General features: G+C 65.7%; 12 protein-coding genes. 5 read left to right on the forward strand and 7 right to left on the reverse strand.

What is annotated here, in order from left to right; genetic code table 11:
- Positions 1–218: 218 nt before the first annotated feature.
- Complete coding sequence (locus MWM45_RS12280) at positions 219–2,060, reverse strand: ABC transporter ATP-binding protein (RefSeq protein ID WP_247826688.1); 1,842 nt, start codon at positions 2,058–2,060, stop codon at positions 219–221.
- Positions 2,061–2,149: 89 nt separating this feature from the next.
- Here MWM45_RS12280 and MWM45_RS12285 point away from each other — a divergent pair, with 89 nt between their 5' ends.
- Complete coding sequence (locus MWM45_RS12285) at positions 2,150–2,773, forward strand: PH domain-containing protein (RefSeq protein ID WP_247826689.1); 624 nt, start codon at positions 2,150–2,152, stop codon at positions 2,771–2,773.
- A gap of 8 nt (positions 2,774–2,781) precedes the next feature.
- Here MWM45_RS12285 and MWM45_RS12290 read toward each other — a convergent pair whose 3' ends face one another.
- The 3 genes from MWM45_RS12290 to MWM45_RS12300 form a co-directional block, all read right to left on the reverse strand.
- On the reverse strand, positions 2,782–3,816 hold the full coding sequence (locus MWM45_RS12290; protein ID WP_247826690.1) for an ABC transporter permease: 1,035 nt from the start codon (positions 3,814–3,816) through the stop codon (positions 2,782–2,784).
- Complete coding sequence (locus MWM45_RS12295) at positions 3,813–5,354, reverse strand: ABC transporter permease (RefSeq protein WP_247826691.1); 1,542 nt, start codon at positions 5,352–5,354, stop codon at positions 3,813–3,815. The genes MWM45_RS12290 and MWM45_RS12295 overlap by 4 nt, the downstream gene beginning before the upstream one ends.
- A gap of 143 nt (positions 5,355–5,497) precedes the next feature.
- Entirely contained in the window at positions 5,498–7,261 is a 1,764-nt protein-coding gene (locus tag MWM45_RS12300; RefSeq protein ID WP_336296665.1) for an ABC transporter family substrate-binding protein, read from the reverse strand.
- Between the two features lie 421 nt (positions 7,262–7,682).
- On the opposite strand from MWM45_RS12300, the gene MWM45_RS12305 reads away from it, so the two are divergent.
- Entirely contained in the window at positions 7,683–7,997 is a 315-nt protein-coding gene (locus tag MWM45_RS12305) for a hypothetical protein (RefSeq protein WP_043440949.1), read from the forward strand.
- A gap of 139 nt (positions 7,998–8,136) precedes the next feature.
- On the forward strand, positions 8,137–8,685 hold the full coding sequence (locus MWM45_RS12310; protein WP_247826693.1) for an ATPase: 549 nt from the start codon (positions 8,137–8,139) through the stop codon (positions 8,683–8,685).
- A 187-nt stretch (positions 8,686–8,872) separates the two neighbouring features.
- On the opposite strand, the gene MWM45_RS12315 is transcribed toward MWM45_RS12310, so the two are convergent.
- Together MWM45_RS12315 and MWM45_RS12320 are read right to left on the reverse strand one after the other, a co-directional pair.
- Positions 8,873–9,376, reverse strand: coding sequence for a GNAT family N-acetyltransferase (locus tag MWM45_RS12315; RefSeq protein ID WP_247826694.1), 504 nt, complete (start codon positions 9,374–9,376; stop codon positions 8,873–8,875).
- A 35-nt stretch (positions 9,377–9,411) separates the two neighbouring features.
- Complete coding sequence (locus MWM45_RS12320; protein ID WP_247829224.1) at positions 9,412–9,948, reverse strand: GNAT family N-acetyltransferase; 537 nt, start codon at positions 9,946–9,948, stop codon at positions 9,412–9,414.
- Between the two features lie 784 nt (positions 9,949–10,732).
- Here MWM45_RS12320 and MWM45_RS12325 point away from each other — a divergent pair.
- Positions 10,733–11,146: a hypothetical protein gene (locus tag MWM45_RS12325; protein WP_247826695.1), complete on the forward strand. Its 414-nt coding sequence runs from the start codon at positions 10,733–10,735 to the stop codon at positions 11,144–11,146.
- 122 nt (positions 11,147–11,268) lie between these two features.
- Here the strand turns inward: MWM45_RS12325 and MWM45_RS12330 are convergent, their stop codons facing one another.
- Positions 11,269–11,988 carry a hypothetical protein gene (locus MWM45_RS12330; RefSeq protein WP_247826696.1) on the reverse strand — a complete coding sequence of 240 codons (720 nt, stop codon included), beginning with the start codon at positions 11,986–11,988 and terminating at the stop codon, positions 11,269–11,271.
- Between the two features lie 501 nt (positions 11,989–12,489).
- On the opposite strand from MWM45_RS12330, the gene MWM45_RS12335 reads away from it, so the two are divergent.
- Complete coding sequence (locus MWM45_RS12335; protein ID WP_247826697.1) at positions 12,490–12,999, forward strand: GNAT family N-acetyltransferase; 510 nt, start codon at positions 12,490–12,492, stop codon at positions 12,997–12,999.
- The last annotated feature ends 35 nt before the right edge of the window (positions 13,000–13,034 follow it).

The following is a 13,034-nucleotide window of genomic DNA, read 5'->3' on the forward strand; positions in this document are numbered from 1 at the left end:
TGATTGGGTCGTACCGGCCCGGATTCGGCCGGTTCAGTGGCCCCCGCAGAGCGCGAGAGCCAACTCACACCGAGAAATCATATGCCCGTTCTGTTGCTTCTCTGAACATCAGGAGGGGTGGACGCCCGCCGACACCCCTCCGCATGCACGGAGAAGCCCGCCCTGCGGAGGCAGGACGGGCTTCGGGCCGCAGGCGGAGCGGCGGGTCGATCCGTCGGTCAGTCGGTGACCGCCAGCAGCTTGGCGCGGAGCTCCCGGCGTTCCCGCTGCTTCTCGGGATCGGGCAGCGGGACCGCCGCCAGCAGCCGCTGCGTGTACGGGTCCTGGGGGTTGCGCAGGATCTGGTCCCGGGAGCCCTGTTCCACGATCCGGCCGCGCTGCATCACGCAGATGTAGTCCGCGAGCACATCGACGACCGCCAGGTCGTGGGTGACGAACAGGCAGGCGAAGCCGAGCTCGCGCTGCAGGCTCTGGAACAGTTCCAGGACCTTGGCCTGCACGGAGACGTCGAGGGCCGACGTCGGCTCGTCCGCGACCATGAGCTTCGGCTTGAGCGAGAGCGCCCGGGCGATGCCCACCCGCTGCTTCTGGCCCCCCGAGAGTTCGTGCGGATACCGGTTCCGGTAGGAGCGCGGCAGCTCCACCTGGTCGAGGAGCGCCTCGATGCGTTTCTGCAGCTCGCCGCCCTTCGCCTCGCCCGCCAGGTACATCGGCTCGCCGATGCTCTCCCCGATGGGCAGCCGGGGGTTCAGCGACGACGACGGGTCCTGGAACACCATGCCCACGTGGCGGCGGACCTTGGCGAGCTCTTTGGAGGTGGGTCGGAACCCCGAGACGTCCGTGCCGACGACCTTCAGGGATCCCGCAGCGACGGGCAGCAGCCCGACGGCGGCCCGCCCGATCGTCGTCTTCCCCGAGCCCGACTCCCCGACGAGGCCGATGACCTGCCCGGGGTACACCGTCAGGTTGGCACCCTCGACGGCGCGGAACGCGGGGACGCGCCCCTGCTTCGGGTACTCGATGGCGACGTCGATCAGCTCGAGGACCGGCGCCACGCCGGGCGTCCCGTGCGCGGCCACCTCGTGCTCGGCGTCGGCGAGCTGGGCGAGCACGTCCCGCTCGCGCCGCTCGAGCTCGTCGTGGTCCACCGTCTGCAGTTCCGTGCGGGTCGCCGCCGCGAGCGCCGCGGTGACGTCGACGTCGTCGTGCCCGTCCCCTTGCCCGAGGTGGGGCACGGCGGCGAGGAGCGCCCTGGTGTACTCGTGCTGCGGGTTCCTGAAGATCTGCTCCGCCGTGCCGGTCTCCACGATGCGGCCCTGGCGCATCACCGCGATGCGGTCGGCGAGGTCCGCGACCACGCCCATGTCGTGGGTGATCAGGACGATCGCGCTGTTGAGCTGGGTCCTCAGGTTGCGCATGAGGTCGAGGATCTCGGCCTGCACCGTCACGTCGAGGGCCGTGGTGGGTTCGTCGGCGATGAGGAGCTTGGGGTCGCAGGACAGCGACTGGGCGATCATGGCGCGCTGGCGCTGGCCGCCGGAGAGCTGGTGGGGGTAGGACCGGAACGCCTTGTCCGGATCCGGCAGTTCGACCATCTGCAGGAGGCGCAGTGCGCGCTGCTTCGCCTCGTCGGGCGAGATCTCGTTGTGCAGGCGCAGCGTCTCGACGATCTGGAATCCGACGGTGTAGACGGGGTTCAGGGCCGTCATGGGTTCCTGGAAGATGACGGCGACGTCGTTGCCGCGGATCTGCCGCAGTTTGGCCGGTGACATGGTCAGCACGGACTTGCCGTTGAGGAGCACCTCGCCCGTGACGCGGCTGTTCGAGGGCAGCAGCCCGAGCAGCGACATGGAGCTCGCACTCTTGCCGGAACCGGACTCACCCACGATGGCGAGCACCTCGCCGGCCCTCACCTCGTAGTTGAGGTCGATGGCCGCGGGGACCCACTTCTTGTCGACGCCGAAGTCCACGCTGAGGTTCCTGACCTCGAGCACGGGACCCTGGGCTGCCGGCAGGTCCGCTCCGGTGTCTCCCGTGCCGCCGATGACCTGGGTACTCATGAGGGGTCCTCCTTCGTGATGGAGGCGCCGCGGGATCGCGGCCCCTCCTGGATTGCCGCGAGCGGCGGCCGTGCTGGGATCATTGAGCCATGAAGAGCTCGAGGGTGGCCGGGGCCACCGTGTTCAGGCCGCGCACCAGTGTCTGGTTCACGGGTGTGGCCGTGGTGGTCGCTCTTGGTGGGCTGGCGACCGTGATCGTCGAGCAGGGTGCCGCCGGTCTGCTCACCGGCTGGCCGCTGGTCGGCGTCGCCTACGCCGGCTGGTGGCTGTTCTGGTACCCGACGGTGGCGTTCGCCGAGGACGCCGTCACCCTGCGCAACCCCCTGGCGACCATCAGGGTCCCCTGGTCCGCGCTGATCGACGTCGACACCAAGTACGCACTGAAGCTCGTCACGCCGTCGGGCGCGTACACCGCCTGGGCGGCGCCGGCTCCCGGGGTGTGGGGTACCCACGCGGGCAAACCCGAGCACATCAGGAACCTGCCCTCCACGAGCTATGGTCCCGGCGGCTCCGTCCGCCCGGGCGACATGACGAACACCGACTCGGGGTACGCCGCGTACGAGGTGCGCACACGCTGGCAGGACCTCGTGGAGAGCGGCCGGATCGACGTCGACGACCCGGCGGGTGTCCGCCGCCGCTGGAACTGGCCCTGCATCGCCGGCGCGCTCCTGCTGGTGGCGGCCGGCGCGGTTGCGCCGGCCCTGGGCTCCTAGGCTCCTGTTCACGCGGCTGCGGGCTTCTTTGATTCCTTGGCCCGGCTCGCGCTGAACTTCTTCTGCCGCGGATCGAAGGCGTCGCGGAGGCCGTCGCCGATGAAGTTGATGCACAGGCAGATCAGCACGATGAACAGGCCGGGGAACCAGAACAGCCACGGCCGCGTCTGGAACGCCTCCTGGTTCTGGCTGATGATGAGGCCCAGGGAGACGTCCGGCGCCTTCACGCCGAAGCCGATGTAGCTGAGCGCGGTCTCGAGCAGGATGGCCGAGGACATCAGCAGGGTGGTGTTCACGATGATGACGCCCACGGCGTTCGGCAGGATGTGCTTGAAGATGATCCGGGTGTTCGAGGCGCCGGCGATCTTCGCGGCGTCGACGAACTCGCGCTCGCGCAGGGTCAGGAACTCACCGCGGACCAGCCGTGCCAGGCCGGTCCAGAGCACCAGTCCGAGGAACAGCCCCAGGAGCCAGATCTGTGCGCCAGGTCCGACAAGTCGGGTGACCCCCTCGCCGAGGGTCGCGGCGGCGAGGACTACGGGGATGATGATGATGACATCCGTGAAGCGCATCAGCACGGCTTCGGGCCAGCCTCGGAAGTACCCGGAGCAGGCGCCGATGATGACTCCGACGAGGCTGGCCAGGGTGCCGATGATAATCATGATGATGATCGAGTTCTGGGTGCCGCGCATCGTCATGGCGAAGTAGTCGCGGCCGATCGAGTCCTGGCCGAACGGGTGATCCCCCCAGCTGAAGGGGCCCGTGACGGTCGGGGCGCCTCCGTTGAGCAGGGGGAGGAACTCGGTGTGGTTGTACTTCCACCACCCGGGGATGCCCGCGAACCCGACGGACGTGAACGCGAGGAGGAAGACGGCGGCGAACACGACGAGGCTGATGATCGCCGCGGTGTTGTCGAAGAACTTCTTCCGGACGATCTGGCCCTGCGACAGGCCCTTCGCCTCGGGGTCGACCGCCGGGCGCTCCGGCCCGGTGACGGTGGCCGCCTCGGCGCTGGGGAGGTCGGAGGGAGTCTGGATGCTCATGCTTTTACCCTTACGCGAGGATCGAGGACCGAGTACGCGATGTCGGCGACGAGGTTGAAGACCAGCGCCAGGATGCCGGCCACCAGGAAGAAGCCCATGATGGGATCGGGGTCCGTGCGGTCGAGCGCCTGCACGAAGAGCTGGCCCATGCCGGAGAAGGCGAACACCTGTTCGGTGATGATGGCGCCGCCGATCAGTGCGCCGATGTCGAAGGCAACGAGGGTCGCGAGCGGGATCAGCGCGTTGCGGAACGCGTGCCGCATGACGACGGTCCGCTCGCTGAGGCCCTTGGCCCGGGCCGTGCGGATGTAGTCCATGTTCATGATCTCCAGCATCGACGCGCGAGAGTAGCGGCTGTAGCTGGCGAGGGATGCGAGCAGAAGTGCGAGGGTGGGCAGCAGGAGGTGCGTGAAGGTGTCCAGGCCGTTGACCCAGAACGTCCCGTCCAGCCCGGGCGTCTCCGCGCCGACCGTGGCGATCGGCCTGCCGCGGACCCGCGGATTGCTCACGTAGGACGGCCAGGTGACCATGAAGCGGTCCACCACGATGAGGAAGCCCATGAGCAGGCCGGTGAGCGCTGCCGCACGCATGCTCTGGCTGCGGTCGTACCCGCCCATGGCATAGCCGACGCCCAAACCGACGAGGACGGTGATGATCGCGAGGATGATGATCATCCAGACGGTCGCGGCGTTGAGGACCGGGTTGACGGCGTAGTAGGCGACGAGGCCCAGGACCACCATGATCAGCGAGGAGTACAGGGCCTTGCGGTTCCGGAGGCCCGCGGTGAGCACGACGATCCCGAAGGCGATGCCGACACCGGTGAGGAGGATGATGATCGGTCCGAGCCCGGGCTCGGCGAACCAGCCCACGAGGTCGAGGAGGAAGAGCAGGGCCGCGGCAACAACGGCGCCGAGGACGAAGGCGATCGCCTTCCGCTTCCACGACGTGCTGGCGAACAGCGCCCAGATCAACCCGCTCGCGATGGCGACGACGGCGACGGTGGTGGGCGGTATGTCGGGATCGGCGAGGAAGTTGTTGAAGCCGATGGCACCGAATTCCTTGAGCAGGACGGCGAGCCAGAAGATCGGGAGGGAGAAGAACAGGAAGGACATGAAGGTCACGCCGTAGTCGAGGCCGCTGTACTGGCGCAGCGCCGTAATGATCCCGAGGGAAATCCCGATGATGATCGCGAGGATCGTGGCGGTCGTGACGAGCGTGATGGTGTTGCCCATCGCTCGGCTGAGCGAGGTGGTGACGGCCTCACCCTGGATGCTGGTCCCGAGGTCGCAGGTGGCGGCGAAGGGGATGATGCACTTCGCGGCCCCGGCGAGCCACCCGAAATAGCGCAGAGGTGCCGGGGTATTCAGGTCGAGGAGCTCGGTGCGCGCCTGGATGAGCTGATCCCTGTTCGGGGCGTTGCTCGCCCGCAGATCCTCGAGCGGATCGCCGGACAGGGCGGTGAGCTGATACACGACGAACGATGCACCGAACAGGATGAGGACGGCAGTCACCAGACGCCGAACGATGTAGGTCACCATGGGTTTCAGGCCTCAAGATTGGATCGGGTAGGGGGTTCCCGGGTTAACGCAGAGTGTAGTTCAGCGACACGGAAGAAGGCGCCGGGGCGGGTGGGTCCCCCGTCCCGGCGCCTTCTACGATCGAGCGTGTTCCGTCACCGGAACTACTGGACGACCTGCCAGTCCCAGAAGTTCCACCAGACACCGGTCTGGTTGGGCATGTACTCGATGCCGGTGACGTTGTCGCTGTAGGCGTCGACGCCGGGCACCTGGAAGAGCGGCAGTCCGTACTTCGAGTCCCAGATCAGCTTGTCGATCTCGATCTGGATCCTGTCCTGCTCGTCCGGATCCGTGGTCACGATGAGCTCGTCCATCAGCGCGTCGGCCTCGGGGCTCGAGAACCCGTTGAAGTTGGAGCCGTTGGCGGTCTTGAAGATCTGCGGAACGCCGGAGACGCCGACGCCCGAGTTGATCCAGCCGAAGATGGTGGCGTCATAGGTCCCGTTGCCGAGCGCGGCTCCCCAGTCCGAGGATCCGAGGCCGCCGTCGACGATCTTGAAGCCGGCCTGGGCGGCGGACTCGGCGATCAGCGTGTACGAGTTGAGGCGGTTCGGGTTGTCGCGGTTGTACATGATGCGGACCTCGGGCGTCGCTCCGGCAAGGAGTTCCTTCGCGCCCTCGATGTCGACCTCCGCGTAGGCTTCCGACCCGTTGTTCGCGGCGGTCTCCTCGTAGGGCTCCTGGTCCGTGAGGAACAGCTGCGAATCGAGCGGCTCGGCGTCGGGGTTGATCTTCTTGACGATCGTGTCCACGAGCTGCTGGCGCGGGACGGTCTTCATGAACGCCTCGCGGACGTTCTCGTCCTCGAACACGCCACTGAAGTTGAGGTCCAGGTGGTCGTAGGAGAGCTGGTTGCCCTGCTCCACCGTGACACCCTCGAGGCCCTCGAGCTGCTCGACCGTGTCGGCCGACGCCTGCGGGGCGATGATGTCCACCTCGCCGTTCTGCAGTGCCTGCACCTGGGCGGGGGGTTCACCGATGTAGCGGACGGTGATCTCGTCGACCTTCGGGATGGGACCCCAGTCGTAGTCCTCGTTGCGGGTCAGCGTCATCGACTGGTCCGGTGTGATGGCCGAGGCGATGAACGGGCCGTTGGAGAGGAAGAGCGAGGGGTCGGTGGGCAGCGACTTGGTGTCGAAGCCCGTGTTCCAGAAGTCCGCCACCGCCTGGATCTCGGGACGCTCCACGGGAGACTCCGGATCGCCGGCGGGCGTCGTGTTGATGAGCTCGATCAGCGCATCCTCGTCGGCCAGGCCGGCCTTCTCGGCGAGGACGTGGGCGGGTGTGTCGATGCCGCCCTCGCTCATCAGGCCGAAGGCCACCTCGTAGTCGGCGAAGGGCTCGGAGTAGTTGAGGGTGATGGACCGGCCGTCCTCGCCGATCTCCGGGAGCTCGGTGAGCCCGAGGCCGCCGGTGTCGCCCGCGTAGTCGAAGTACGTGGTGCCGGAGACGACCTCACCGGCGTCGTCGGTCTTGGCGTCGTTGAAGTAGCCGGACTCGATCGCCCACGCTGCCAGGAGGTCTCCGCCGTCGACCGGTTCGCCATCGGACCAGTTGACGCCTTCGTTGACGGTGTACTTGACGCTCAGGGGATCCTCGGAGAGGACCTCCATGGTGCCGAAGTCCTCGTTCATCACAACCTCGAGGTCGTTGTTGATGTAGACGAAACCGGAGTGGGTCGCGTAGGCGATCTTTCCGTTGATGTCCACATTGCCTTCGGAGGTGCTCGAGTTGAACGAGCTGAAGGCATTGACTTCGACGACGCGGATATTCCCGCCGGTTGCTTCGCCCTCGGTGCCCTCTTCGGTGGTTTCAGTTCCCGTGTTGGCAGCGCAGGCGCTCAATGCGAGCGCTGCGACTGCAGCCACTCCCACAGCTTTGGAAGTACGTCCGAAACGCATTCCGCCTCCTCTTTCGTAGTGTGGTTGCGGCTTCAGGCGGTGTTGCATGACAGCCGGCACGTCACCCCCAGGGGGTGACGCTTCTCACGTGAGCAAAAGCCTAAGTGGACATTGTTACTAACAGGTATCCCGTCGAGGGGCCAGTTAGGTGTTGTTACCGAGCTGCAACCAAAGGTTCACAGGTAGTCCCCAGCGGTTCCCCAGCGACCTGTGGATCCGGGCGTCCCCGGCCCGGTGGCGCCGTCGACCCGCAGGGCGCCCACCGGTCGGTGCTTGATAACGCGTCGGACCCGGTGCTTTGCTTGGACGAGGACCGCAGGACCGACGCCCGGCGGGCGCGGACCGGACGGTACCCGGGATCTGGCACGCGGTACGGACGAGGAGCACCATGGCTTGGCTGTTCGTGGACAAGCACGCGGCGGTCTGGGACGACGACGCGAATGTCCAGGCGGCGATCGGAGCCCTCAAGGCGCGCCTCGACGAGCACGTCGAGGTACACCTGTCCATCCAGAGCAAGGGCCTGAAGGGGCCGGTGTTCGTCATCACGCGCGACACCGTGCTCAGCTCCCCCGAGCTCAACAACCGTTTCAACGCCGACCTGTTCGCCGAGCTCACGACGCCGACGGCGCGCAACAGCCCCACGATCCACTGGTTTTCGGACGGGCGTGGCTTCGTAGCGGAGACCACCAGCCGGATGTGGTGACGGCGTTCCCATTCCGCCCGGGGAAGCCGCGGACCTCGGGGCTCCCGAGTCAGCTGGGCGTGGAGGACAGCGCCCTGTGGAGGACCCTCCGCCAAATACCTCTTGCGCGTCCCTGGTTCCAGCCAGAAGAGTGGAGCAGATGCGCTCCCACGTCCTCTTCATCAGCGGCCGCTCAGGTGTCGGCAAGTCCACCGCCGCGCTGGCCCTCCACGAACGACTCATCGGTGAGGAGCTCCATCACGCGGTCATCGAGGGTGATTACCTCGACCTCGCTCATCCGGCACCGCATCTGGCCTTCCCCGAAGCCGAGCTCGCCGAGCGGAACCTGGCCGCCATGTGGTCCGCCTATCGGTCGCTCGGCTACCGTCGGCTGATCTACACGAACACGGCGGCTGTCCTCTCCCTGCCCGGCCTGGTCACCGCGATGGGAGACAGCCCGCTCGTGACGGCTGTCCTGCTGCGTAGCAGTGACAGTCACACCGGCTCGCGATTGGCGCGGCGGAATCACGGCGCAGTCGACCCCGCCACTCTCGCGCGCAGTGGAGCCATGGCCGATCGGCTCGATGGGGAAGCCCCGACCTGCGTCCGAAGGATCGATACGGACGGACTCACGCCCGCAGGGGTCGCCGCGACGTTGTTCGCCCTCACCGGTTGGGCAGAGGACTCACCCGCCACCGGTGCCCGGTGAGTAATGCGTCAGGGGCCCTACGTCCGGTCGGGCATGACCCACTCGTCATGGTCGGTGTCGATTGCTTGGTCGCCCGCCGGGACAGCTCGTGCAGCAGGCTCGCCCTCCCCGCGGCATGCCGCGGGGCCTGCGCATCCGCCACGCCAGGTGCGGCCAGGAGATTCTCCGGGAAGATGAAGCGGAGAATTCACAGAGCCATGGTGAAAATTGTTCGGATGGCATTGCTTCCGCCACGATCTTCGTCGCTACGATGCATCCCGATCTTCTCCGCCACCCGCTGAGAAGCCTTGTTGTCAGGATGAGTGATGGCAATGAGTTCGGCACTTCGTACGTATTCTCGTGCGAAATCGCGGCATGCCGCGGCTGCTTCGGTCGCCCATCCGTTGCCCTGCATCGTGGAACGCACGTGGTACCCGATCTCGAGCTTCTGAGACCCGTCGACCTCCTGGAAGGTCAGACCGCAATCTCCCACGAATTCGTTGTCGTGAGTCTCCATGACCCATAACCCGAACCCGTGCACGGCGTAGTTCCGCTGGTTCCACTCGATCCACCGCAGGGCTTCTTCTCGCGATTTGGGGGCGGCATAGAAACGCATCACATCAGGGTCACCGAGAAGCGCGGCCATGTCGTCGAGGTCGGACCCCGTCATTTCACGGAATCGTAGGTGGTCCGTCGCCTGCGGAAGGGGCATGCATGCAATGTATGCCGATCGCGGGCCCTATCGACTTACGTGGGTCGCCCTTTGCGAGTGCGCAGCGTCGCCGGTTCCTCATCTCTCGGGGCTCGGATGGACCAGTAGCTCACTGCGGCATCGGACGTGGATTCTTCAGTCATTCCGAGTTTGGTTGCCACGTGTCTGGACGGCTCGTTATCGGCGTCGATGGTTGCCGAGATGGAGTCGAGGTCGGAGATGCTGAAGACATAGGCGAGCATCGCTCGGCCGATCTCGGTGGCGTACCCGACTCCCCATGATTCTCGTCGGAGTACATACACCAGTTCATCGAAGGATCGCCCGGGAGCCCTCACGACCCCGCAGTAACCGATGAAGTTGCCACTCACTTTCTCGAAGATCGCCGACGTGCCATAACCACGGCTCGCGTACTTCTCCTGGCACACATCGATCCACTGGGCAACTTCTGCCCGTGTCAGCGTCGAGCCGTCGCCGACATACCGCATGACATCAGGATCCGCGCAGAGTGCTGCAAACTCTTCGAGGTCGTCGTCCCCGAAATGGCGCGCATACAACCTGCCTGTTTCCAGCATCACGGTGAAAGGTGAGCCCGGCCGATTGTGCCGGTGAGTGAGCCCACCACGATCACCGATGAACCCACCCCATCTACCTTTCTGATACAGGTCACGAACGCCATGACGCCCGGGATTCCACTGGATGCCCGGTGGTACCGGTCCGGCGCCACTCTTTCACGCAATGCATGGCTCTACTCATGCAGAGATAGGCGTCCTGACGACCGTGCCTCGAGCCGAGAGCATCGAGTACTCACCCACGTCTCGAGAAGTTTGCCGATCCTGACTGTAATGCGAGGAGTCCGACAGCCGCTCCGACTCCGTAGGGTGCACAGACCTGATGGGGCCGGGCAGATCGTGATCCGCTGGCAGAATCGATCCATGGGGTTCTTCACGAAGATTCAGCAGTACCTGGGACTTGAGCCGGCGCCGGTGTTCGATCAGTACCGGAAGGCCGAGCGTGGCGCCCAGCTGACCTGCACCAGATGCGGGGCATTCGTCGCCCACGAAAGCCGGACAGTGCATACGGATTGGCATCTCGCTCTGGGCTCACGGGCATGACACCGGGGACGAACGGACAGGCACGACCACGAACGCGCGCCTCGGAACGCGACGCAGTGACTCAGGGCATCGGCAGTATCGTTCTCGCCCTGGTCACGGTGATCTCATTCCCTACCGCTGACATCCGGTATCTGATCCTGGGTTCGTGCATCTCGGCCATCGCGGCAGTCGTCCTCGGTGCGCAGGCGATCATGTCGCTGCGCAGGAACGAGTACGCGCCCCGACCTCGTAAGTCACCGGTATCGTGACCGCTTACCACCGCCTCGCCCCCGGCCTGGCAGCACTGATGCTGTCGTTCCTCGCGGCGCACCTCTGGCACTACTCGGGACCCGGCTACCCGTCACTGTTCGCCGCTGCTCATACCGCTTCCGCGGTCCTGTGCATCACGATCCCCGGTGCGTTCGTGCTGGTCGGACGGCTGACGCGCTGCCGCCCGGACCTCCGGACGCTCGGCGCCGTCCTTCTCGCTATCGCGGCACTACCCCTGCTCGTCGCCAACGGGATATACCTGATCTACTTCGGCTCCGTGGAAGCCTCGTATGGCGACATCGGCGCCTTCGGATTGATGATGCTCGGCTTCGCTGCGTTACTGGTGACGTCGGTGGCCTGCATCATCGGCCTGCTTGTCGCCCGACCCACCATCACCTCCTCCAGGTAACCGATCGGCTGAATTACTGCGAAGCGAAGATACCGTGATGCTGAACCGAACCGAACGATTCAGCATTCGGTTCTCGGCCCGGACGGCCCGGCGGAGAATTCGCTGACGGGGGTCGATTCAGATCAACTGACAGCTTGTTGGGTGAGACGCATAATTCTGTCGGTCGTCCCCTCGCCTGCAGGCTCAACGGTGGAGAGAATGACCGATGCCGCGAGGAGGCCGTCGACTGCCGTCACCCTCAGGTGGTGGGTGGTCGAGCCGTCCTGCGCGACGCTGTACTGGGTCACCTGGGAATGCGGGGCGATAGGCGGTGCATCGACGCGGGTGTAGGAAAATCCCTGCCTGACGTCGCCGACCGTCACATCGAAATCCGTGCACCTCACCAAAGGCTTCGGGTCGGCGCCGATGAAGTAGTCGACCAGTTCTGCTTCATCCGGCGCGGTGTAGATCTCCACCCCCAGTCTGGAGTGGTCGTCGCTGAGGTTGCTGCGCCCCAGCACACCCTCGAGCCCAGCGGGTGGCGGAGTGAATGCCTCGTCCGGTGCGCAGTCTGCGGGCGTGTACACCCGCTCGAAGAGTGGCTGCTTCGTCAGCGCCTCCAGATGGCTGCGCGTCGGAGCCTCCGGCACGATGTACAGCGGTCGTCCTTGCAGGTCCGTGAGGCCGACCAGACGGTTGGTCAAGCGGTCCAGAGGCTCCGCGGCTGCGGGTGTCGATTCGCTGACGACAGCCGACGGCTTGTCGCGTTCCGCCTCTCCGGTGTCACCGGTACACGCTGCCAGCAACAGGACTGCGGACACGGTGACGCTCGTGCGTATGAGCGCTTTTCCTCTGTTCCCCATGATTCATCCAACCACGGCCACGACAGCGAGTATCGGAGCACTGTCGTCCTGCCACAGCCCCTGCCTCCGGGTGAAGGCTCACGCGGACGGAGGGCGGTACGGAGCCCAGAGTCGCTCTTTCCGCACACGCCCGTCGGGTTTCACCGAGTACACAGACGCGTAGGGTTTCTGCGCCTCAGGAGCCTCCAGCGCCCCGCGTAGACCCAGGACGCCCCCTACGAGAGTGACCGCTTGCGACAGGATGCCTGGGCCTACCGCGCCGTGGACTACCAGCTCGGTGGCAGTGACTTCCTCGAAAGGTACGCGTCGTGCGACCGCTTGTGCGCGGATCCGCTCGAGTTCCGGATGCAGCTTCCCTACCGTCAGTGCGTCATCGCTCATGCCAGCAACGACAACCGGACGGGAGACCGGTACCTCCGGCCGCGAGCCGAGAAGTGTCGGAAGTAATCCCTGAGTGGGAAGACGAAGGGTCCACTACGGTGGGGTTGCTCTAATGGGGGCATGGTTCGTTTGGCGCAGGACGACGACATCGAGTCGATGATCATCATCGAGCGTGCCGCAGGGGCAGCCTTCCGTGACATGGACATGGCAGCCGTCGCGGACGATGAGCCGATGCCGGCTGACGATCTTCGTAGCTATCTGCGCAGTAGCAGGGCATGGGTCGACACGAATGATCTCGGCCATGTCGTGGCATATCTCCTCCTCGATGTCCTGGACGGGGTTCCACACATCGAACAGGTCTCGGTACACCCGGGCCATGCGGGCCAGGGTAGAGGGCGTCAGCTCATGGAAGCCGTGGCCGAGTGGGCAAGGCTGGAAGGATTCTCCTCACTGACCCTGACGACCTTCACCGAGGTGCCATGGAATGCTCCCTACTATGCACGCCTCGGCTTCGAAGCCGTTCCGGTGAGCCAACTGTCGCCGGGGCTGAAGCAGGTCCGGGAGCATGAAGCCGCCATAGGGCTGGATGAGTGGCCGCGAACAGCCATGCGGCGCGCTCTCACCGGCTGATGGTCACTGGTGGGCTCTCCTACGTCGCGCGATCG

The sequence above is a fragment of the Arthrobacter antioxidans genome (assembly GCF_023100725.1).
Taxonomy (GTDB): Bacteria; Actinomycetota; Actinomycetes; order Actinomycetales; family Micrococcaceae; genus Arthrobacter_D; species Arthrobacter_D antioxidans.